The following is a 23727-nucleotide window of genomic DNA, read 5'->3' on the forward strand; positions in this document are numbered from 1 at the left end:
TTATCTTTGAAAATTAATGATGAGATGGCTGCTGCTTTCAGAATTCATACCAAACGGTCCAAAAGTATGGCTACAAAATTAGTAAATTTGCAGCAATTTCAACCAAAAAGAAAGATTTAATGATAAGAGCTGGACTCGTTTTTTGTATACTTTTTTTCGCCCTGTCAACCGCCAGAACACAAATTATCAATATTGAAGATTCACGAAAAAAAATTGATTCCGTCGGGTTGTTCGGCCAGCTGGACCTGACCTTCAGCCTGGTACAATCCTCCAAGCAATTGCTCACTTTCAAAGGCACCTCTCGTGCCGACTGGATACGGCCAAAAGGAGCCTGGATGGGCATTTTGGATTACCGGGTGATCATCAATGAAAAGGATAATCTTCAGGATGACGGATTCTTCCACTTGCGGTACGGTCGTTTGCTGAATAAACGGTTCACCTGGGAAGCTTTTAGCCAGCTTCAGCACAACAGGCAATTGCGTATCGACCTGCGGTGGCTGGCGGGTACCGGACCTCGTTTCCTGTTATACAACAAACCCAGGCAAAAAGCCTATCTAGGTGTCTTGTATATGTTTGAATACGATGAAATCGTTGCTTCCAATACCATTTGGCGCGACCACCGTTTGAGCAGTTACCTGTCGGTGCATCTGCAGTTGACACCCAACCTGGATTTTGCCAGCACCTCCTACTACCAGCCCTTGATCGGTAATTTTGCAGAGTCGAGGGTTTCTTCTGTCAATTCCCTGAGTTTCAAGTTCACGGATCACCTACAGTTCCGCATCCAGTTCAACATCAGCTACGATGGCCGCCTCGCCAAAGAAACGGAGAATGTTCCCGCCACGGTGTATAATTTCACTAACGGGTTGAGATGGGCGTTTTGATGTGTGGATGTGTGGATGTGCGGATGTGCGGATGTGCGGATGTGCGGATGTGCGGATGTGCGGATGTGCGGATGTGCGGATGTTTGGATAATTAGGCATGCAATTTTACCCGAAAAAAACAATCCTGAAAATCCAATAATCCTAAAAATCCTGATCCTGACAAAGAGTAGATTTGTAATGTTAGCATTGAAACAAAAAATGGGCCCCGGGAATCAAAATTCCAAAGGCCCATTACAGTTAATTTTTTCACTTTCCTGATTAAAAATAATATTCTACCACCAGTGTAACCCCAAGTCCCCCTGCGTAAAGTTCTATCTCTTCCGGGAAACCATTGGTATCATGATACGGCCTGAATTCAATCCCCGCCATATAATCATCATCGCCGATCTCGTCATAATCGTATAAAACGATGGCATAATAATCATTGGGCTCGGTCAGGTCGAATTCCATTTCAAATTCGTAGATATCACCAGGATAGGCATCTATAAAATAAGCGGAAGATTCAAAGATCAACTCATCGTCTTTGTAAATAGTCGGATAAATGTCCGGATCGCTGCCGGCGTCCCAGGAATAACCATTGTCATCACCCGGGAAATCGGTCACAATAATTGATTTTATAACGATCTTTTGAGGCGTGACCTGGAAACCGCAATCTTCGCCAATATAACCAAGGGGACACTCGCAGGTACCATCAACGCAGTAGCCGTCATTATAACAAAATACATTATCACAGGGATCGTCCTTACAACTTAATACAGTGAGCAGAGGGAGCAGCAGGAAAAATAATTTTTTCATCTTACGGGTTTGTTTATGATTGAAATCTTTGGTTTAATACACTTCAATAAGACAATTGACTCAACGTTTCTACTTTTTCCTTTCTGCGGCCAACCGTCTGATTATATGATGCTTAAAGTTCCGACAAACCACTATGAAAAACAACTAAGGTTTTGTTAAAGGGGGTTAAAACTTGTTATGGTTGCTGTACACACGAGGTGACATCTTCGCCGGGCGGCATGGCGCGAAGGCAAAAGGTGTCATCTCGATGCTACGCACTACTACGCTACTTCCTCGTCAGGATCAGTTTTTGCACGCCTTTCTCTTCGAAACCGCCAGGGCGTTTGGTGACCAAATCATTGTTGATGCCTATGACGAGTTTGCCTTTTTCCGTGAACTGGTAGATGGCCCTCAGTGTATTGGTATCCACGGTGGAGTTGAGATTGAGGTGGTGAGGCGTTTTGGAATCATCCGTACTGTAGAACATATCCTGCGCAGTTCCGCCCTTGGTGGAAACGGCTTTCCCCATCCCATCAAAGAACCAACCAATATCCTGGCCGGAATGGTTTTTACCGCGCCATTCTCCTACGATGGTTTCCTCTTTTTGACCACAGGCCAATAACAAAATAACAAATAAAAAAATTATCCCAAAATGCTTAATGCTCATATTATAAAACATTTTCTTTTAATTCATTCGACACGGATAAAACAGTTGTTTCAATGGAATGCAGCAAAGGCATGAGATAATCCGGAGGATTGGCCATGATTTTACATTTTATTTAGGGGGCAAAATAAGAAAAATGAGGCAATTTTTTTGAGTGACGGATTGTTTTTTTTAAATTCAGGATGATTCAATTTTGGGCTCTTACTGTAACGCCAGCAAACGATCCAAAGTGATTTCCAGGTCTTTCGCATCCAGGTCGCGGGCAATGATCTTTCCTTTGTGGTTGAGCAGGAAATTGGAAGGCACCTTGGTGATATTGCATTCGATACAAACAGGGGAATCCCACCCTTTCAGGTCGGACACATGAATCCAGGGCAGGTGATTTTCTTCAATGCCGTTGACCCAGGCGTTGATGTCCTCGTCCACCGAAATAGCGTAAATTTCGAAACCGTGATCCTTGTACTTTTCATAGGCTGGCAGGTAGTAATAACAATTTTCCTCCGTACAGATAGCATTACCGGAGGCCCAGAACTGTACCAGGGTGAATTTGTTTTGAGCAGGATCCAGCCTTACGGGTTCTCCTTGCGGAGAATGCAGAACGATTTGGTCAAATTTCGCCTGTTGTCCTCGCCAGTTCAACAACCAAACGGAAGTCACTCCCAGCAACAAGACCAATGCAGCGGCCAGCTTTAATAAAGAACGCCGGTGGACTGGCCGGTGGATATGTTTTTCCACGTCGGATTCATTGCCTTTGTCCACAGCCTCTTTGATCGTGGTCCATGAATTACTCCGGGGCTCCAGACGATCAAATGCCTCCTTGTGGGATTTGAATAATTGATCCAATTCATCCATGATGCTGAAAATTTTGGGTTAACGATATTATTTTTTTCTTTGCCCTTGACAGTTGCGAAATGGAGGTTGACACCTCGATCTTCAGAATTTCTGAAATTTCATTATGGTCGTAACCTTCCAGCATATACAGCGAAAAAACCGTGCGATAACCGTCAGGTAATGCGTGTAAAGCTTTGTATAAAAGATTCAGTTTTTGGTCCAGGTCATCTGTATCTTCGGAAGAAAAGGCTGACCCCATTTCCTCCCCGGCCGCAGAAGCTTCCGTCAGGAAGACGTTCTGATGTTTCTTTTTAAGGGCATCTATGCTTTTATTGATCACGATCCTTTTCACCCAGGCCCCAAACGTCGATTGATAATTGTACTGGCTCAGCCGGGAAAATACATTGATGAAAGCTTCCTGCAAAACGTCCTCGGCATCTTCCGGATGATTGAGGATCCTGTATGCCGTATTCAGCATAGCTTTGGCGTATAGCACATAAAGGCGATGCATGGCCTGCTGGTCGCCTCGTTTTGCCTGTTCGATCACGTCTTTTAATGGCTCAATAAATGAACGCTGCTCTGGCACGTTAGAATTGTTTACTGACATTCGGGTTACTCGTTGCTCGTTGCTGGTTACTCGTTACTCGTTGCTGGTTACTCGTTTGTATTGTCGCAAAAAAGTTAAAAGGCTTTTGATTAACAGGGAACAACCTATCCTGAAAATCCTATAATCCAGAAAATCCTGATCCAGACAAAAATGCTCGTTGCTCGTTGCTGGTTACTCGTTGCTGGTTACTCGTTGTATTGTCGCAAAAAAGTTAAAAGGCTTTTGATTAACAGAGAACAACCTATCCTGAAAATCCTATAATCTTGAAAATCCTGATCCAGACAAAAATGCTCGATGATCGTTTAGTGTTGATGAGGTGACATCTTCGCCATGCAGGCCAAAGAGCGATGGCTTAAGGTGTCACCTCGAAACACTTACTGCAACTTCTTCAACGCTTCCCTTAAACGATCGCCATGCAAATTTGTTGAGATGATCTCCCCTTTTGCGTTCAGCAACACATTGGAAGGAATACTGTTGACCCCATAAGTCCTTGCCGCCTCAGATTGCCAGCCTTTCAGGTCAGATACATGGTTTTTCCAGGTCAGTCCATCCTTTTTGATAGCGTCTACCCAGGCCTCTTTGTATTTGTCCAGGGAAACGCTGTAGATCTGAAACCCTTTGGCTCCTTTAAATTTGGCGCTCTTAAATTCATTGTAAACGCTCACCAGTTCTGGGTGTTTGACACGGCAGGGCCTGCACCAGGAGGCCCAGAAGTCGACCAAAACGACGTTGCCTTTCAGATCGGATAATTTCATCTCCACGCCATCCGGATTTTTCAGCGCAATTTCCGGGGCAACTTTTTCATCGCCGGGTGTCACAAAAGCCGCAAAGCCTACAAAAGCGGTCAGTAAAATAACAGTCAGGAACTTCATAGAAAGTAAAATTTTAGGTGGTTAAAAAATAATTCACTTTCTAAAGACTACTCGTTTTTGAGAATAATGCATGGGGAGGTTAAAAAAATTTAACCGCAGAGGACGCGGGGATAAGGCTGTGTTGCTTGGGGTTGAATTTTTGAAATGCCTCGAATGGTCAAAAAATATAGAGAGGTTACAGGTAAACAGTAATCATTCCCTACTCCTTCACCATTTCCGCCCGCAACTTTTTGGGGTGCTTTAATAATTTAAAAAATTCGGCGAGGTAGGCTTTATTTTCCTGGATGGTTTTAGGATTCATATACGTAGCCTGATCGCAAAGAGCATACACTTCTTCTTCAATGGAAAGGAAATAGGCCACTGCCCGGTAAAACTCTTTTTCCGATATCGGGTAAGAAAAAAAGTATCTTTCATGGACGCTCTTTATGGGAAGGGATTCATGAGGAACAGCGTATTCGTGGCCGACAAATCCCGAATAATCAAAATCATACGCAATAGCCGTAGCCCTTTCCATTTCCGGGAGTTTGACCAATTCCAGGTTATGCCGGGTGCGGAGGAACCAATCGGTATTGGAAATCATGTATTGAAAAAATTCCATATTGACGAAGGATTCCCGATCCATGCCGGAGGCATTTATTTGGGCATTATCCAAAATTCTGGCACTTTTCCTCCTGGCATATTCTTCTTCGTCTTCTATCAGGAAACCTGTAATCTGAAAATTTTTCTTCTCCTCATCGGTAAGCGTCACCTCTACAAGCTTAGCCCTTAATCCGTTGGAATCTATGAGGGCGTAAAGATCGTAGCAAAAAAATTCTTTGTAAAGCATTTCCTGTTCGTCTTTATTTTCGCCGCAGGGAAAGACCAGTTTCAATTTATCAAGGGTTTGAAATCCAAGTGAATCCAACAGTGGTTTCTCAAAATCGAGTTTCACAGGAGGAAAACGGCACACCAGTTTACGCGTATTGCCCCTGGCGCGCATCCTTGCCGGAAGACTCAGCAACTCGGCCCCGTTGTGGTCGGATAATTTTACGCCGGCTTCAAAATATTCTTCTGTTTTACTCTTCCTCAACCATTGGCCTACATCCGTTTTAATATCCAGTCTTGGCAAATAATCAAGGCCGTAGATATAATCAAACAGGCTCTGCCTTACAGGCTTGGGAACATAGGCCATCGCTTTCCTGTTCCCCTCCATATTCCCGATAAAAATTTTATCCTTTTCCATGATGAGCAGCTGGCCGCTTTTTCCCAGTTTAATACTGCAATCAATACCAATTATTTTTCCGCCAAAAAGGGTAGTGATACTGTCCAGACTGGTGTGCCCGATAATAATGGTCTCCTGATCCAGGCCTTTTAAAATATAATTCACACTATCCAGATTGACCCTGGTGCTGTCAAAATAGCCCCTGTACCATACCGGCCCATCTCCTTTATACAACATGGTCAGATCCCTGTCATTCAAAATATCCGCTGCCGGCTGCCGGAGAATCTTTGTGCTGAAGGTCTTGTTGACCTTTTTCATGGAGTACCCCATTCTCAAAAAAGAAGGAGAAACCCCTGCATGAACAAATAATTTATGATTGATCGACATGATGACCTTTTGACTGGCAATCCAATCTCCCAGGATGGATCCCTTGCGAAAAAACTGGTCGTATGGAACGGTAAAAGCTGCCGAAGTATAATAGTATTTCTTGTTGACATACCTCAGGTCGCCGTTCAACACCATAATCTCGTGATTGCCGAGTAAAGTATGCACCTTGCCTCCCGCCGCTTCCGCTTCTTTTTGGAGAAAAAACAAAAACCAAAGGATGTCCAGCACCCTGTCGCCCCGGTCAAAATTGTCCCCATTGACCACAAGGTGTCCTTTTCCAAAAGCCCAATGCATCTCATTATCGATCACGCCATGTGCTTTTAATAGCCGGATCAGAATGTCGTATTGACCATGCACATCACTGACGGCAACGACTTTGTCCACCTCATCATAAGAAGTTTTGTTGTCCGTTTTAAATCCCAGGTCGCTGAGATCCACCACCGGAAGACTATCCCTTTTAAAAAGCCCGGCCTCCTTTTTGGCGATTAAGGAATCGTGCGGCACCCCGCGTTCTATCCATTGCAGGTGAAGGCTGTCTTTTTGGTCAAAGATATAAGGGCCGTCAAAATAGCTGGCATTTTTTTGGGCTGGCAATAAGACAGAGGAAAAAAGAAAAATCAACAGTGGGACTATTGATGCTGGTGCCGGCATTTGATGGCGTGTGTTCATTTTCTATAGTTTTTGCTAATCTTACTCTAAAATACATTATTTGAAGCAAAAGGGTTGAGTGCTCGCCAATAAAACAGGCTAAAGCCTTCGAGACAAAAGAGTATAGAAAAGAAAATACTGCCCCGGCAATGCACCGAAGTCTTTCTTTCATGCAAAAAACTAAGCGCATGCTTAAAATCAAAATATTACGGGTTGCGGGTTCATGAATCCGCAACCCGTAACAAAAATTCAGGTCATTCCTTCTCCTCCATCTTCCTCAGCATGTTCCTTGCATTATCGCCCATTTTCCCGTCAGGATTCAGGGAAATGGCCTTATTGTAATAAGCTTTTGCTTTTTCAAGGTCTCCGGCTTTCCAGTAAGCTTCTGCGAGGCTGTCCCAGGCGTTGGGAGATTCAGGGAAAAACTGTGTGACAAAAGTAAAAATGGCAATGGCTGTTCCGATATCGCCGCCCTTTAGTACATTGTAGCCCGCTTTGTTGAATTCTCCTTCAAAGTCGAAAAACCGGTACATCGGATCATGGATAATACGTGCCGCATCCGCTTGCAATTGCTCCATTTTTCCAGTCGTATATAGGTTGGTAAGGTGCTGCATAGGGTCAAGGATGAATTGATCGGCAGAAAAATCCAGCGCTGCCTGTAATACCGGGTCATAGTTGGTGCGGTAATCTTCGGAACTCACCTCCACAGCAATGTGAGGAGCCGTCCATGGGCCGTTTTCCCATTGCGGTTTATCCTGCCACCACGCGTAAGACAAGCGCACAGGAATATTGCTGTTGGGCAAGACCACCTCGCGGTTGTCTCCGTAAAAATTGATATTCTCTCCCGTGGGTTCGCCAACAAAAATGGCTTCCGTATAATTGCTCAGCTCATTGACCAGGTTCTGGCAGGCAGAAAAGGTGCGCCGCCCGGTGATGACAAATAACTTCCCGGGTTGATTAATCTTTTCCGTCCGGATGATGCCGGTCACCACTGGTTTGTTTTTGTAGTTGTTGCCTCCACCGTTGAGGCGTACGTCCAGCAGCAGCTTTTCCACATCATGTTCCTCTATGAACTTAAAAACTTTATCATAAAAGGTTGGAATATCTTCTGAAGGATCATCCTGGATCTGGCTTTGGCGGACGTAAACGGTTTTGTATTCCGGAAGGTATTCGTAGAAATAGATTTTTTCAAGATCTTTCAGATACAAGGGCAAATCCCCTTCCTCCCGGGCATCCAGCCATTCCTCCGATCCCTGAACATAACCGTAATGGCCGGGGAACTTATCCATCGCAATCGCTTTATAGGTCTGCCTAAAGGTAAAGCCTCCTTTTTTAAGCGTCAGCGTCACTTCCGGTTTCAACTCTTTCATGACTTTTTGGGCATGCAACACTTCCGGGATGCGCAGGTAGTTCAGCCCATAAGCTTTAAAGAACTGGTCATTCTCTGACGGGAAAGCTGGTTTAACCATTTCCAACACCTCCTCAATGGGTATTCCTTCCACCTCCAGCACCTGTGCTCCGAGGCCGTTATAATAATCCTTTTCCACTCCCTGGAGGTAGATGCCGTCGCTGAAAGCCATCATATTGAAAGGCACCTGGTGAAATTTAAATCGGTCCTGATCTCCGAAGGAGTATAACCACAGAGCGGTATGGCCGTAACCGAACAGGGAAACGATCCTTGCAAAGCCCACGATGATCTCATGTTCCTGCATGTCCGGAATTTCCTTGTACAATTTTTCCACTCCGGCATCGAAATCGTCAGCCGTCACCTTCTTAAACAAAAAGGAATAATCCTTATGAACCGTATGCTGCAGGAAACGCAGATCCTCTTGCCATTTGTCGGCGGAGATATTGACCTGGGCGAAAGAAATAGTGGTTGAAAAGAGTAAAAATAAGAGTAGGGTAAGGTTTTTCATAAGTCAGTTTTTCAGGTAAAGATAGGTTTTAAGGGAAAAAGTTGCAATGTAACATCAAATCAGAGCAAGAGTAAAATACTTCAAACCAATGCAAAATCTTCAAAGATAATGCCCCGGCAAGGTTTTCCATTTGAGGCAATTCCCCGTTAAGGGTGGTCAACAGCCCGACGGAATGAAAGGAGATGTTGGGAAATCTTTTAAACAGCTTTATAAAGGATCACGGATAAGGAATCCTATGGAGAAAAAAGGGTTTAAATAGGTTTATGGTTATACAGCCTCATAAACCTTTTTTACTGTTCATGCTGTTATTTATCATTAAGGTCGAAAGCCCAATGATGCATAACTGCGGTTATATTATCCATGGTCAAATATAACCCAGAAAAGAATTTTTCACTTCATTACATAACAAATAGAGCGTAAAATGTCTAGCCTAAACAAAATTAAGATTCCTCAATTAGCCCTTATTTTACTAGTCACCTGTTCGGCTTGGTCTGCTTGTTCTGAGAAGCAAGAGGATCCCATAGTACCCACAGAACCTATCGATACAGAGGAGCCTATCGACGAGCCTGTTGACACTATGACCACAGATACCTTTACCTATCTGGCATTGGGTGATTCTTATACCATCGGACAAAGTGTTGAGGCTGAATTGCGGTGGCCCGTTCAACTGAGCAACCGGCTTGGGGAAAATGGCAAATTCATCAGTGAACTCAAAATCATTGCCCAAACCGGATGGACGACGGGAAATCTGTTGAATGCCATTGCCAGCCAGAACCCCAAAAATTATGACCTGGTTTCCCTTTTAATCGGGGTCAATAACCAGTACCAGGGATTGTCTTTCAGTCAATTCCAGACCGAATTTGATTCCCTGCTGAATATATCCCAGGCCCTTGCCAACGGGGAAGACAGGTTTTTTGTGGTCTCTATCCCGGATTACGGCGTAACACCTTACGGGGCCGGGAATAGTCAGCAAATCGGGGAAGAACTGGACATGTATAATAATTATATGTCGCAAAAATGTTATGCCCAAAACATTCCTTTTATCAATATTACGGACATCTCCAGGGCGCTGGGAAGTTCAAACGGTGCACTGGCCTTTGATAACCTTCACCCAAGTGGCAGCCAGTATGGTGCATGGGTAAATAAAATATTACCGGTAGTGATTGATTTGATCGGGGAATAATAGAAGTTGTTTGGAGTATTCAATTTTCAAAAATTGACATTTTAAATTGTCCGGTTTCTTTATAACTAAAACACTACCTTTGGAAAGGTATCCTGTTTTTGATCGATGCCATTTTTTGAACTACACAAACCAATTAAAATGGTATTCAGGAAGATCAAGGCATTATTTAACCCGGAGCGCTACCACGGATGGGGCAAAGAGAAAAAATATTTTGAGGGGTGGTATTACAAGGTTATATCTGCTGATGAAAAACATGCCTTTGCTTTTATCCCCGGGATTGCCATGGACAAGGCGGGAAATAAGCAGGCCTTTATCCAAATACTGGATGGCAACAAACGGACGGCTGAGTATATAAAAATCCCGGCAGAAAATTTCACTTCCCGGTCCGATATGTTTAAAACGGAAATTGGGGACAACATTTTTGAAAAAGACTTTATCAAACTCAATTTGCCCGTCGCCAAAGGAGCATTACATTTTAAAAACCAGGTGCCCTGGCCAAAACAATGGTACTCCCCGGGCATCATGGGTCCCTATTCGTTTGTCCCTTTTATGGAATGTTACCACGGAATCCTGAGCATGGACCATGAAATTCAAGGATGGCTGGAAATCAACCAAAAAAAGATAGATTTCAGCGGTGGCCGCGGTTATATGGAAAAAGATTGGGGGCACTCCTTCCCCAGCGCCTATTTTTGGATGCAATCCAACCATTTCAGTGAAAAAGGGATTTCCCTAAAAGCTTCCGTGGCCAAGATCCCGTGGCTCGGCAGCTCCTTTGTCGGGTTCATTGCGGGGCTTTATTTCGACGGCCGGCTCATACAATTCACCACCTACAACGGTACCCGCCTGGTCCGTTCCTATGCGGATGAAAAAACGGTGGAACTCACCATGGAAAATAAAAAATACAGACTCGAAATTGTGGCACATCGAAATGACGCCACGGAACTGGCCTCCCCGATTGCCGGATTTATGGATGGCCGCATCAGCGAAAGCATGACTTCCTCCATAACCGCAAAACTGGTCCGCAAAAAAGACAGCCAAACCCTCTTTTCCGATACAGGAAACCATGCCGGGTTGGAAGTGGCAGGGTTGATAGAGGAAATTATGGTGGGTTAGGCAGTGAATATTTTCCACTAAAGCACAAAATGCAATCTAATTGTTAAACCTTCAGGTCATTTACCTAACCTCACTGCATCATACCTTTCAAATGATCCGCCAAACGCAAAGACAAGGCCACCAGAGTAAGCGTAGGATTAGCTGCTCCTGAGGTAGTAAAACAGCCGGATCCTGTCGTGCCCACAATAATTCTTCTACAAGTAATTTTGATTTACTGGTTTGAAATAGCCGGAATAAAAGAATATTATATTTAAAAAAAACAATTGAAAGACATTGGATTCCTTTGGATAACAATATAAGCGTAATCCGTTTTAGAGGAAATTTTTGTGACCATAATTTGTAAGGCTGTATGGTGACAAAAGACAGGGAGAAATCAATAAAATATAAAGGAATAAGGAAGACACAAAAAATAAGGGATTTCTATGTCTTCCCGATTCAGTGAACCTGATCGCTCAAATTTATAACCCTTTAATAAACACTCCCAATAATAGGAATACAAAACCCGCTAACAAAAACCATTCACTATTTCCTGCAATCGCAGGGCTAATAGATGTGCCAAAAAGTCCTAAAAGAACAAGTACGATACTTATAATAACGGTACTGTTTTTTGGAGCCTGTGCTCGTAATTTACTCATAATTGTTTTTTATAGTGAATAGATGGCATTAAAGTTATAGAATAAGTTTGATGTTTTTGAGTTTTCTTGATTTTATTCAAAATCAAATAAGGAAGTTCCAATTTTTTGTTGCACGGCACTAAAGTTTTTAAAAAATACCGAAAACAGGTAATTTTCAGACTATAACGATCATTTATCCAACTTTTTAGATAATTTTTTTCTAAATTTTCCTTAAAAGGAAAACCGTTGAGGCATAAATTTGCAGTAGAAACCTGATAACAATCCGCACAATTTTTTAAAAAAAACGCGAATTAAGTTAATTTTAGGGTTGTGCCCCAGTTCACATTATCATAAATTTTGGATAACCGTTCCCCTTCACGCTAAGCCAACATTTCAAAACAGCATAAAAACGAAATAATCATGAGAACTTTAACAAGTATTTTAAGTCTGCTATTCTTCTTCTTTTCTACCAGCTCCTTTGCTCAAAATCCTACCCAATCCATATTTGGGACAGTCAAAGACAAAGACACAAAAGAACTACTCATCGGAGCTACTGTTTCGATTATAGGCAGTGACCCGATCATTGGAACCACCGTTGATTTTGACGGCAAGTTTGAACTTCAGGATATTCCTGTCGGCAGAGTACAAATAAAATGTTCTTACGTCGGTTACCAGGACTACCTTTCAGATCCTTTTTTATTGAATTCTGCCAAAGCAGCTGAATTATCCATTGAATTAATTCAGTCTGCGGTAACGATAGAGGGAGCGGTGGTTGTAGCCAAAAAATTTGGTAATGAACCCTTAAATGAAGTATCCATTCTTTCTGCCCGCTCTTTTTCAGTGGAAGAAACACAGCGGTACGCAGCCAGTGCCAACGACCCGGGCAGAATGGTTCAGGGTTTTCCGGGGGTACAGCCCTCCCGGGATAACCGGAGTGACATTATCATCCGGGGTAACTCAGGAATAGGTATGTTATGGCGTCTGGAAGGCGTTGACATCCCGAATCCCAACCATTTTGCCCGAAAGGGAAATTCAGGTGGGGGGATTACGATCTTCAGTGTCAGTATGTTGAGCAATTCCGATTTTTCCACAGCAGCATTCCCTTCCGAATACGGGAATGCCACCAGTGGCGTTTTTGACATTAAATTCCGGAAAGGAGCTACACGACAAAGCCACCATACTTTTCGGGCAGGGCTGCTAGGGTTAGACTATAGTACAGAAGGCCCCATTAACAAAAACACCGAGTCCAGTTACCTCGTCAATTATCGTTATTCCACTTTGGGCATTTTAAATAAAATGGGATTACATCTGGTCGGCCCCCGGGTAGATAATACTTTCCAGGATTTGTCTTTCAATTTGAATTTTCCCTCAAAAGATAAAAAGAATCTCTTAACCATCTGGGGAATGGGTGGATTGAGTGTTGAACAGGTCAACCCGGTGGAAGATCAGCAAGAATGGAAATCATTTGATGATTATTATACCCGCTATTTCACTTCAGATATGGGAACGGTAGGAATGACCTATTCCCTGCCCGCAGGAAAAGACGCATTCTGGAAAACCAATGTGGCTTTCATGGGACAAAAAATATTATACCAAAATGACACCCTTGACAGTTCGCTCAAAGAATTTTTGGTAAACGACGAGCTTTACAAAGAAAGCAGGATCGTTATTTCTTCTTATTGGAATAAAAGATTCACGCCAAAAATCGGTTTGAAAACGGGGATTATTTTTAGCCAAATCAACTACGATCTTTTCAGGGAAACCTTAGGAGACAATACTTTGATCAACTCCACTGGCGGCACCCAACTGGCGCAGGCTTATGTCCAGTTTCGGTTTCGCCCAAGTGACCGGCTCACCATTAATGCCGGCGGACACGCCACCTATCTCACTCTGAACAAAAAAAGTGCGCTGGAACCACGATTGGGGGTAAAATATCAAATTACGAAACAACACGCCCTCATGGCGGCCTGGGGCATGCACAGCAAAATGTTGCCCATCGGGAACTATTTCACCCAAATAAACGGTCAGTTGCCAAATATTGATGCCAATTTTTTACGGTCGAATCAGTTGGTGATTGGTTATAATTACCTCCCGGGCAACAACTGGAAAATTAACATCGAAGCCTATAGGCAAAAAATGACGGATGTGCCGGTTGCCAAAACCGCGGGCAGTTCCTGGAGTATTTTGAATACCATCGACGGGTTTGCAAAATATGAGTTAGTCAACACCGGTACAGGCAAAAACATAGGGCTTGATTTGTCGGTTGAAAAAGCCTTTGACAATGGTACCTTTATTTTGGTTTCCGGTTCTGTTTTCGATTCAAAATATACCGATGCCTCCGGAAGGGAATTCTCTACGATTTTTGACAGCGGGTATGCGGCAACAGGCATGGGAGGTAAGGAATGGACTACCTCAAAAGGGAATATCTGGGCTTTAAGTGTCAAGGGACTTTACAATGGAGGGCAAAGATTAACCCCTCTTTTAGCAGGAGGTACTGTTTCCCGCTATTCACAAGACCCCGAATTGGATGAATCCAAAGCTTTCACCGAACAGGTTCAGGATTATGTCCGGGCTGATTTGAGATTCTCCTTCCGGAAAAATAACCCGAATTCCGCCTGGTCCCTGGCACTGGATGTTCAAAACTTCATCAACCACAAAAATATTGATGCGCTCAACAGGAATTACGATCCCGACTTAAACGCATGGGTTTATCGCGAACAGGCTGGACTGACACCTATATTGAGTTTCCAGATTGATTTTTAACCTTGGGAAATGCTGAGGATACGAAAATAAACAGCGAAGGCAGATAAGAAAGGGGTTGTGTAAAAAGTATAAAAATCTTTTAAATTACATGATTATTTAATAATGCTGTTTATGAAGCAAGAGCCCCCTTGATGGTCGAAGCATGCCTGGTGACGCAGGAGACAGGCTTTTAGCTTCGACCGAATGCGCTCATCCCATCCCCAATCAAAAATAACCCATTTCCCCGCAAAACGCAAAACATGAGTCATCTTACCTTAGGGGCAGGAAATTAAATTTGGTAAATTTGAAATGAAAAAATAAGGAAGCGGCATAAGACTATAATGAGTCATTTGTCATTAAGACAGTTCGGGATAGCCAGTCCCGCTTCCTTTTCTCTGTTTCACCTCGGACAGTTTGTTAGGCAAAAAGCCTGAGTAAGATAGATGAGGCATAACAGAAGTTATTTTATCAACACAAATTTACCGATTTAGTATGAAACAATCTGATCGTTTTGTAGGAATTGACATATCAAAAGATAGTTTTGATGTCTGCGTTTTATCACAAGGGGCTCTATTAGAAGAAAGCCGTTTTAATAATGATGCTCAAGGTTGGCAAAAGTTTGCTAAAAACCTTAGTGATCAGGACTTATGCATAATAGAAGCAACGGGATCTTATCATGTAGGGTTGGCATTATATTTAGTTGAGCATGATAAACGTGTTAGTGTAGTCAACCCTTTGCGTGTAAAGTATTTTTCTCGATTGAATCTCAAGAGGGCAAAAACAGATAGGGTAGATGCTTATGTTATTGCCCAGTATGGCCAAGTATTTAAGCCTGAAAGTTGGACAGCTCCACCGACACATTTAAGACAACTTCAACAGTTAATGACAGTTTCTGCACAATTAACAAAACAAAAGACGGCATTAATCAATCAACAAAAAAACTTTGAACTTGTACCAGACCCCAGTAAAGAAGCCCTTGAAATAATAAAGTGCCAAATAGTAAAATTAGAGAAACATTTACAAGAAATACAATGCCTTATCAATAATAGCATTAAAGAACATTACAAAGAATTAGAGGCTTCTTTACGATCAATTCCCGGTTTAGGTCCCAAAACGGTAGCCACCTTAATCCTAATAACTGGAGGCTTTACCAAGTTTGGATCATATAAAGCTTTGATAGCCTATGTGGGGTTAGCTCCTCGGACATACGAGTCAGGAGTAAGTGTTAAGGGAGCTTCACACATCTGCAAGTTAGGGTCATCCTATCTTCGAAAGTTACTTTATGAATGTGCTTTAAGTGCCAAAAGGTTTAACCCTGTATGTAAGGAACTATTTGAAAGACTCTATATTGCAAAGAAAAAACCATTTAAAGTAGCCATGATTGCGGTGGCCAATAAGTTGCTGAAAATCGCTTTCACTATAGCTATAACTGGACAAAAATTTGATCCGGAATACAGACTAAAACATTATTTTGCCAAATAAAATTTTCTGATTTTCCGAAAAAAATTTGGAGATGAACACAGTTCATCCCGAATTTCATCTAATCAGATTAAATTCGGGATTTTTCTTTTACAAAAGAAATAAACCGCAAAACCTGCCTTCCGTCGCGGCAGCAGGCAAGGTTTAAAACAAGTAACCGCAAAATTTAGAAGTGTTTGGGTCGTGGGTTAGGTGTTTTGCGACAAAAAATGACTTTTTTCCAAAACCCAAACACTTTTAAATTTTAAATTCCTTGTTTTACATTTTACATTTAAAAAATACTTCAAATAATCAAAAAATTTCTATTTCAGACAGTTTTTGATTATTCGGGATGAACTCATGTTTTGTGTTTCTTTGTCAATGTATTTGATAACGCCCGGACTACAAGTCCTACAAGCGTAGCCCGCTTAAGCGATGACGCTTAACCGATCGACAGATTTTTTTTTATCGATACGCTTCGGCCATCAGAGAGTTATCTATTTAGGTGTAATTCTACGATTTCATCATCTTCTGTTGGAATCAATCCCATAATATACTCTTTTCTATCTTTAGCATCATTTTTGTTATAAATATCAATATAACCATAAAACGCTTCCCATTTCTTTGAACTCAAAAAATAATCTGAATAAGCCAATAATCTCAAATTATAATAGATAGTGTCATTATTAATCACCCCTACATATGATTGAAAAAAATTATATGAAAAACTGCATTTAACCCGAGAACATTGGGTGATTTTTACTTGATTGTCAGCTTTATATTCTAAGGTATTTGCCATATTCCATCGATTTAATGGTGTATAATCAATACCTTTATAAATCCCCTTTTCTTTTGAAAAACACCCTAAATGAAAAAAAATAGTAAACAAATTTTTAAAATCATGTCTAGCTGATTTTGGATTAACATTTCCATATTTATCCATTTCAGCTCGAATGATTTCATACCTATTTGCTCCTTTCAAACTTAAAATATCAGAAACAATTGATATTAAACTTATATCAATTGTACCATCCCCTCTTTGACTTAACACAATATATTGTTTAGAATTGCTGATTTTCTTATTAATGATATCTTCTAATTCTTCTAAGCTAGGATCATTCATTAATTCAATACTATGATTATACACTACTTTATAAACTAGAGCTTTAGAACTAGGAATATGCCATTCAAACTGCCTACAATTAGAGGCAAAATAACATGAATTCAGCAATAATATCACGCCAAAAAAAAAATATTTCATGCCCTAATTTTTTATTATTTCAACATTTTGTTTTTGCCCGTCAGGGCTAATAAACTTTGTATTAGTAGATACCCCCCGATGGCCAAAGCATGCCCCCCAAAAGAAAAAAGTCGATGGTCGCAGCCTGCCTGGTGACGCAGGAGACAGGCTTTTAGCTTCGCCCGAATGCGCTCATCCTATCACCTGATCAAAAATAACCAATTCCCAATCACATATCAATATATCCAATATTATTCCGGAAATCCAAAATTTCCACATTCTACCAAAGCACAAAAATCCAATGCCCAAGGTGGTCAGCCTTATGTTTTTGTTTCAGTATAAAAGGAATTCAGATCGCCCAGGTTTACCTGGCTTTAGACAGGCTGCAAGCCTTACATGCATATTCCGGTCAAAGCTATAAGCCTTGACCATCGACTAGAGCGACATGCTTCGGCCATCAGGGGTCGGTTGCTCTAACTGATCCGATAATGATTTAATATCGGCTATAACAGCCATCCCGAAAAAACGGGCCGTTGTATAGCTTGGCCATTATACCTCATGCACCAGACGCAAAAAGCCCGACGCGCGGCCAGGCTTTTTGCTTTCGTTTCTTTGTCTGTGTATCTTATGACGCCCAGGCTGCAAGCCTTACAGGCATATTCCGGTCAAAGCTTTAAGCCTTGACCATCGACCTTTTTTTATTTTTTGTCGACATGCTTCGGCTATCAGGGGTTATAGATTTACATAATGGTAATGTAGTTTGCATTTATTTACATCAAAATATGCTACTAAATATTTAGTTTTATCACCTCTAAATTTCACCCATTCTCTGTCTAAAGAAAGAATACCATCTAAATTTAGATCTGACATATAAAACTCATAAAAAGTATCATCAGGTTCAATTGAAGATTCTAATTGGAGAAATAAGTCAGCAAATCTTTGACATCTTTTATTATCGAATTGCAAAACAACATCATCATCATAATCTCCAGCAAAAATTGAATTTTCTTGATAAGAAAGTACCTCAAATTCACCATAGATTGTTTCTATTCCTAAAAACTGAGATATATGTTGCTTAGTCCAAAACAAATGTCTATTAAAATAAAACAATGTGACGACAAAAACCAAAAAAAGGCTAACTATTCCAGAAATAATGATTGCTCTTTTCATGTATCATCTTAGTTAATCGGAAAAATACCCAGTATCGTTATAGGGTATCTTTTCAGAATTAATAATAAAATCGCGTCCCTTATCTGTAAGAATTTGGAACAACCTTGCTTTCCTTACAGCACTTTCACCACTTCTACTTCTAAGGTCTTTTAAATTAAATACTCTGACATCAAAATCATATTCATCATAAAAACTAAACTCCCCTTCAAATGAATAGCCATTCTTGGATGTTCTTGTCAAGGTTCCCGAAATTTCAATTGAAAATTGTCCCAAAGTTCCAGAAGCTTTAGCTCCTCCACTTATTATTGTGTTATAAGGGGCGGATTGCCCAACTTCCATTTTAGATAATTTATCTCTTAATTTTTTATAAGCTTCAGATTTTACATTTTTAGTTCTTTTTTTCCATGAAACATCATTTTTCCCTCCTGAAGATTTGGGAAATTCAGTTCCCTTTAAAAAAAACGGATAAATATTTACACCTTTCATTTCTTCTTTCGTCATCATATATTCATTCCCCATTCCTTTTAACCAATGAGAAAAAAACCTCTTTGCTACATAATTTTTATTTCTTGCATTTGCTTTGTCTGAAGCCCATTGTTCTACCCAATCCAATTTTCTTTCTTCAACTGCATCAGACTCTAAATATGCCAAAAAGTATTTATATGGTGAATTATTATTTCTTTCGTTTGCATCAATTATTAATCTTGTATCAGTCGGAAATGTTATTATACCAGGCTCCAATTTAGTATCTCCTTCATCCACTGATTCCCACGAATATGAATATTCGACTTCCTCCAACCCATCCAAATCAATCGCCCAAATCGGCCTATTCCCCGCAAACTGATAAGGCGTATACCAGGGATAACTACCCGTCAACGGATCAATAGAAAGGAACCGTGCTATCCCCGGATTATAAATCCTAAACCCATAATCATAATGCGTCAAACCACCCCATTCCCCCTCCTCATCTTTCTCCTTGCCATTAAACCCAAACCGGTAACGGTCTGCATTTGCAATTATGCGTTTTGGCATCTCCTGACCGAATGGGAAATAATCAGTTGCAGAAACAGCTTCAGCCTCGTAAAACTCGACAATACTTCCAGAACTCACTTGTCCAAGGCGACGATCTGTATAGGTCGTTAAAACATTTCCAAGGTGGTTAGAAGACTCAAAGAACTTACTACCTCGTCGAGATTTATGCAATATAGGGATATTCTCTACAAAAAGATCAGGGGATTCCTCGGAAGGACTTAATTTATCTAATCCTAAGCGTGAAGAACCATAAATTGGTACTTCTGTTTGGAAAATTACTTCAGGTTCATTATTCGGAATATCTTTTTCATATACAGACATAACATTCCCGGAAGCATCTCTCACATAATAAGTTTGATGGATTCCAGTGTCTGTTGCTTTTTCTTTTATTACCCTATTACCACTACCATCATAATAAAAGTTAATTTCACTATCATTCAAACCAAAACCACCAGTCTTTGCTACTTTTATTGGTTTTCGATACACATCCCACTCAACTGTTACATTTTCTGCCTGGTCAGCAACAAGATTACCAATTTCATCATAGGGGCTGAAAGCTTTGACGAACGGTTGTTTTTTATTTTTTGGTCAGTATGCTTCGGTCATCAGGGGATTTTTTTTATCGATACGCTTCGGCCATCAGAGGCCATGCACCAAAACGCAAAAAGCCCGACCTTCCGGCCAGGCTTTTGTTTTAGGCCCAGGCTGCAAGCCTTACAGGCATATTCCGGTCAAAGCTATAAGCCTTGACCATCGACTTGAGCGACATGCTTCGGCCATCAGGGTGGCTTTTTGAATTGATTTGACTTGCAGTTGGAGTGAATTTAATTTTTTCATGGTTAGAATTTTTTTAGTAAGCAGGAAGGAGGGGATTTAATAAAAATTTTAAATTAATTTTCTGATCCTCTTCCGGAAAGAATCGAAAAGGATAGTTTTTTCTATCTGTATCGGCCAAAGGAACCCCATGGAAAAGCCAATAAAAAACTCAGGATCAATAAGGAAAAGAGGATGGAAATATGGTTGGAGGATTTCATTATGGCTTGACATTTAATATAATAATCTACCTGCGTCAAATGGTGATCTTTATTAATGTCAAATCGGGGTTTATCAATCAAACCAATATGGTAAATTATTCAGTTTTAAAAAACAATGATATTTGTCAGAGGAGACGCAAATATTGGGAAAAACAGGAGCATTATATATTAAAACCCAGGTTAATATCATCCATCTTTTGATTTCAGAAACCACCCAAAATTTCAGACAGATTTCAGATAGTTTTTAGACGAGAATTTTCCAAAAAACTGGCATTTAAGGACTTAAAAAATAATATTTGATTCACAATAAAAAATTTCATAAATTTACGGCTATCAAATCTAATGGCCGTTAATTTGTGAAAAATAAATTAGACATAAAACAATTATTTGAATCCAACCATGGAGTTCTTACCATAAACCAGTTACAGGACCGGGGAGTCACTTATTATGCCCTGAATAAATTAATTAAGGCAAATAAAGTAGAGCGAGTCAAGCCCGGGCTGTACCGCTGGACAGACTTTATAGGAGATGAGTTATTTGAAGCACTGAAAATTGTTCCAAATGGCATTATCTGCATGTATTCTGCCGCAGCTTTTTTCGAATTAACAACTTTTATTCCTTCTCAGATTCATATTGCAATTCCCAAAAAAAGAAAAATCAGGTTACCGGATTACCCTCCCATAAAATTATATTACTGGAGTGAGTCACAACTTTCCTGCGGTCAGGAGCAAATAAAAAATAACCTGGGAAACCCGATTACCATTTACAATAAAGAAAAGGTTGTATGTGATTTCATTAAATTCAGAAGCAAAACAGGCCAGGATCTTTCCAAAGAGGTTTTGAAGAACTATTTGAATCGGGAAGATAGAAATATAACAAAGTTGATGGCTTATGCCAGGGAATTAAACATTAACTCCCCTTTAAAAAAATACTTAGAAGTACTCCTATGAATGACAATACACAGTCTATCCAGATGAAACTAAAACATCTTTCGAAAACCCAAAACAGGAACCATCAATTAACCCTGACCCGTTATTTTCAGGAGCGATTATTGTTTCGATTATCCATTTCGAAGTACAAGAAAAATTTCTTTTTAAAAGGCGGCGCATTAATATACGCATTGGAAGCAGAGTTGAGTCGTCCGACTTTGGATCTGGATCTGCTTGCCAAGAAAATAAAATCGGATACCCTGATAATTCATAATATATTCGAAACCGTTTGCAATATTGAATTCCCGGAAGACGGAGTCATTTTGATGCAAAAAAAATTGAAACGTCTGAAGTAGTGAAAGAAGAAAAGTATTCGGGAATAAGGATTAAAGTACCTGTAAGCTTGGGCAAAATAAATCAAAGAATGCAAATTGACATCGGCTTTGGAGATATTATTTTTCCGGCACCGGTTGAAATGGACTACCCTACCCTTCTGGATATGGAGTCTCCGGTTATCAAGGCCTATTCTATAGAATCGCTGGTTTCAGAAAAATTTGAAGCCATGATCGATCTATCGGAATTAAACAGCAGGATGAAAGACTTTTACGATGTCTTCAGAATTCTCAGCAAAGGAAACTTTGACAAGAACAACCTCAAAATAGCTATCGCCCAGGTGATACAAAAAGTGGATGCAAAAGTCATTGATATCCGGAAAGAGCAAAACAAACCTCCCGGAGCTTCTTATGATCTTTTGCACAAAGAAATCCATATTCTTTTCAGGAAAAAAGAAGATGAACCAAACGGCTTTCTTTTTGTCCGCCAAAATCTGAAATACATTAAAAATATTTTGGAAGTGGCCAAAAGGGATAAGGTTCAATTCTCAACTTCTGATGTAATAAAGTTGGGTATTATCATCCAGCCGATTTTACAAGGCGATAAAGCTGTCCTCTTCCCCTAAGCCGCAACCACTGAAAAGTAGAGGTTTTGATTTAAGTCCTCAAACTCATTCGGAGTTTGATAACCAATTGAACTATGCGGTCTGATGGAATTATAAATCTGCCACCATTCCTGCAGCTGTTCATTGAGTTTTGGAATGCTTTGGAACCATTCCAGGTTAAGGCATTCCTTTCTCAGTGTTCCATTCAATCGTTCAATAAGTCCATTTTGACTCGGTTTGCCCGGCTGAATAAATCGTAACTCAATTCCGTTTTTTTCTGCCCATTCTTTCAATTTCTCCGAAATAAATTCCGGACCGTTATCACAACGAATGTAAGCTGGGCATCCGCGCCACTCAATCACTTTATCAAGTACCTCAATCAAGGTTTTTGCTGTAATGTTGGAATATGCCTCTGTCCAAAGTGCCTTGCGCGAGGATTCGTCCATAATATTGATGATCCGGACTTTTTCCTGCCCCGGACCTACAACCCAATCGCTCACAAAATCCATCGCCCAACCTTCATTGACACCATCCGGAGCAAGTAAATCCTGATACTCCCGCCGGATCTTTGATCGCTTGGGAGGCAACCTTAGATGCAAATCCTCCTGCTTCCAGACTCGATACACCCGTTTATGATTCCAACCATGGCCCTGGCGACGCAAAAAATAAAATACCATCCAAAAACCCCACGCAACAAAACGTTTGACCGTCCGGTGCAACAACTCTGCAATCACCGCATCAACCGCTTCCGGACGATGGCCTTGTTTGCGTCGATAATAGGTCTGGCGTCTAAAGCCCAGTATCCGACATCCTCGTCGTATACTTATCTTATCCTCGTTATTGAAATGATCGATCATTTCTTCCTGGCGTCCTGGGCTTGCCACTTTTTTAGCATCTCATATCCTTCGGACAGAATTTCATGGTCTAATCGCAATTCGGCATACATCTTTTTGAGCCGGGCGTTTTCTGCTTCCAGGTCTCGTAATCGACGTTTTTCGTCATCCTGCTCAATGGCAAGATCTTTTTTCCACTTATAAAAGGTCGCCGGACTGATCTGATACTTCCGGCAAATGGCTTCTACTGTCTGACCCGCATCCTGCTCTGCCAGGATCGCCATGCGTTGGGATTCGCTAAAACTACTTTTACGCATCTCTAAATTTTTTGAAAGTTAGTAAATTTTTGCCTAACTCTCTACTTATCTTTGGGTGCGCGATTTGGGAAGAGGACAAACGATGTAGGGCGCTCCAATAAAAGGACACTGGCTCCTACATTCAACAATCTCCTTCGCTGGACGGGAAACCCTGGCAGGTATGACTTGATAGGTGTGGATACTTTTAAAAATGAGAAGCCGACCCTCCTGGCACGCAAGGTCAAAAAAGCACGAATATTTAATCTTTTAGGAATAAAATAAAATTGATATTATGAATACTGAATTATCTACGGGACAGGCTTTTATGGCTTATTTGATTTTGGTGATTGTTATTGCTGTGGGGG

The 23727-nt window shown here is 41.0% G+C and carries 21 protein-coding genes; 8 read left to right on the forward strand and 13 right to left on the reverse strand.

The annotated features are described in order from the left end of the window. Positions 1 to 119 precede the first annotated feature (119 nt). Positions 120 to 881 (forward strand): DUF481 domain-containing protein, encoded by a 762-nt coding sequence (locus H6571_21155; GenBank protein MCB9326263.1) that lies wholly within the window; start codon positions 120 to 122, stop codon positions 879 to 881. Between the two features lie 258 nt (positions 882 to 1139). Here H6571_21155 and H6571_21160 read toward each other — a convergent pair whose 3' ends face one another. The 7 genes from H6571_21160 to H6571_21190 form a co-directional block, all read right to left on the reverse strand. Next, positions 1140 to 1676: a hypothetical protein gene (locus tag H6571_21160; GenBank protein ID MCB9326264.1), complete on the reverse strand. Its 537-nt coding sequence runs from the start codon at positions 1674 to 1676 to the stop codon at positions 1140 to 1142. Positions 1677 to 1941: 265 nt separating this feature from the next. Beyond that, positions 1942 to 2322: a hypothetical protein gene (locus tag H6571_21165; GenBank protein MCB9326265.1), complete on the reverse strand. Its 381-nt coding sequence runs from the start codon at positions 2320 to 2322 to the stop codon at positions 1942 to 1944. A gap of 198 nt (positions 2323 to 2520) precedes the next feature. Further along, entirely contained in the window at positions 2521 to 3171 is a 651-nt protein-coding gene (locus tag H6571_21170; protein ID MCB9326266.1) for a TlpA family protein disulfide reductase, read from the reverse strand. After that, positions 3164 to 3757, reverse strand: coding sequence for an RNA polymerase sigma factor (locus H6571_21175; GenBank protein ID MCB9326267.1), 594 nt, complete (start codon positions 3755 to 3757; stop codon positions 3164 to 3166). The genes H6571_21170 and H6571_21175 overlap by 8 nt, the downstream gene beginning before the upstream one ends. Positions 3758 to 4131: 374 nt before the next feature. Next, positions 4132 to 4629, reverse strand: coding sequence for a TlpA family protein disulfide reductase (locus H6571_21180; protein MCB9326268.1), 498 nt, complete (start codon positions 4627 to 4629; stop codon positions 4132 to 4134). 199 nt (positions 4630 to 4828) lie between these two features. After that, positions 4829 to 6886: a metallophosphoesterase gene (locus H6571_21185; GenBank protein ID MCB9326269.1), complete on the reverse strand. Its 2058-nt coding sequence runs from the start codon at positions 6884 to 6886 to the stop codon at positions 4829 to 4831. 233 nt (positions 6887 to 7119) lie between these two features. Next, entirely contained in the window at positions 7120 to 8781 is a 1662-nt protein-coding gene (locus H6571_21190) for a tetratricopeptide repeat protein (GenBank protein ID MCB9326270.1), read from the reverse strand. Between the two features lie 577 nt (positions 8782 to 9358). Between H6571_21190 and H6571_21195 the strand changes: the two genes are divergently transcribed. After that, positions 9359 to 9964: an SGNH/GDSL hydrolase family protein gene (locus H6571_21195; GenBank protein MCB9326271.1), complete on the forward strand. Its 606-nt coding sequence runs from the start codon at positions 9359 to 9361 to the stop codon at positions 9962 to 9964. A 138-nt stretch (positions 9965 to 10102) separates the two neighbouring features. Further along, a complete protein-coding gene (locus H6571_21200) occupies positions 10103 to 11077 on the forward strand; it encodes a hypothetical protein (GenBank protein ID MCB9326272.1) in 975 nt (324 codons plus the stop codon). A 458-nt stretch (positions 11078 to 11535) separates the two neighbouring features. On the opposite strand, the gene H6571_21205 is transcribed toward H6571_21200, so the two are convergent. Then, positions 11536 to 11712 (reverse strand): hypothetical protein, encoded by a 177-nt coding sequence (locus H6571_21205; protein ID MCB9326273.1) that lies wholly within the window; start codon positions 11710 to 11712, stop codon positions 11536 to 11538. Positions 11713 to 12111: 399 nt separating this feature from the next. Between H6571_21205 and H6571_21210 the strand changes: the two genes are divergently transcribed. Continuing rightward, on the forward strand, positions 12112 to 14454 hold the full coding sequence (locus tag H6571_21210; GenBank protein ID MCB9326274.1) for a TonB-dependent receptor: 2343 nt from the start codon (positions 12112 to 12114) through the stop codon (positions 14452 to 14454). Positions 14455 to 14925: 471 nt separating this feature from the next. Further along, positions 14926 to 15915 carry an IS110 family transposase gene (locus tag H6571_21215; protein ID MCB9326275.1) on the forward strand — a complete coding sequence of 330 codons (990 nt, stop codon included), beginning with the start codon at positions 14926 to 14928 and terminating at the stop codon, positions 15913 to 15915. Between the two features lie 469 nt (positions 15916 to 16384). Here H6571_21215 and H6571_21220 read toward each other — a convergent pair whose 3' ends face one another. The 3 genes from H6571_21220 to H6571_21230 all read right to left on the reverse strand — a co-directional run bounded on the left by H6571_21220 (position 16385) and on the right by H6571_21230 (position 19819). Continuing rightward, positions 16385 to 17152: a hypothetical protein gene (locus H6571_21220; GenBank protein ID MCB9326276.1), complete on the reverse strand. Its 768-nt coding sequence runs from the start codon at positions 17150 to 17152 to the stop codon at positions 16385 to 16387. A gap of 711 nt (positions 17153 to 17863) precedes the next feature. Further along, on the reverse strand, positions 17864 to 18301 hold the full coding sequence (locus tag H6571_21225; protein ID MCB9326277.1) for a hypothetical protein: 438 nt from the start codon (positions 18299 to 18301) through the stop codon (positions 17864 to 17866). Between the two features lie 12 nt (positions 18302 to 18313). Continuing rightward, a complete protein-coding gene (locus H6571_21230) occupies positions 18314 to 19819 on the reverse strand; it encodes an RHS repeat-associated core domain-containing protein (GenBank protein MCB9326278.1) in 1506 nt (501 codons plus the stop codon). A gap of 904 nt (positions 19820 to 20723) precedes the next feature. Here H6571_21230 and H6571_21235 point away from each other — a divergent pair. Genes H6571_21235 through H6571_21245 form a run of 3 tightly spaced genes read left to right on the forward strand, consistent with a single transcriptional unit; the run spans position 20724 to position 22254 of the window. After that, positions 20724 to 21317, forward strand: a complete 594-nt coding sequence (locus H6571_21235; protein MCB9326279.1) for a type IV toxin-antitoxin system AbiEi family antitoxin domain-containing protein — start codon at positions 20724 to 20726, stop codon at positions 21315 to 21317. Further along, on the forward strand, positions 21314 to 21652 hold the full coding sequence (locus H6571_21240; protein MCB9326280.1) for a nucleotidyl transferase AbiEii/AbiGii toxin family protein: 339 nt from the start codon (positions 21314 to 21316) through the stop codon (positions 21650 to 21652). The genes H6571_21235 and H6571_21240 overlap by 4 nt, the downstream gene beginning before the upstream one ends. After that, positions 21652 to 22254 (forward strand): nucleotidyl transferase AbiEii/AbiGii toxin family protein, encoded by a 603-nt coding sequence (locus H6571_21245; GenBank protein MCB9326281.1) that lies wholly within the window; start codon positions 21652 to 21654, stop codon positions 22252 to 22254. The genes H6571_21240 and H6571_21245 overlap by 1 nt, the downstream gene beginning before the upstream one ends. Here the strand turns inward: H6571_21245 and H6571_21250 are convergent. Together H6571_21250 and H6571_21255 are read right to left on the reverse strand one after the other, a co-directional pair. Continuing rightward, positions 22251 to 23117, reverse strand: a complete 867-nt coding sequence (locus H6571_21250; GenBank protein MCB9326282.1) for an IS3 family transposase — start codon at positions 23115 to 23117, stop codon at positions 22251 to 22253. The genes H6571_21245 and H6571_21250 overlap by 4 nt on opposite strands. Next, positions 23087 to 23383: a transposase gene (locus H6571_21255; GenBank protein ID MCB9326283.1), complete on the reverse strand. Its 297-nt coding sequence runs from the start codon at positions 23381 to 23383 to the stop codon at positions 23087 to 23089. The genes H6571_21250 and H6571_21255 overlap by 31 nt, the downstream gene beginning before the upstream one ends. Between the last annotated feature and the right edge of the window lie 344 nt (positions 23384 to 23727).

This window comes from Lewinellaceae bacterium, assembly GCA_020636105.1.
Lineage (GTDB): Bacteria > Bacteroidota > Bacteroidia > Chitinophagales > Saprospiraceae > BCD1.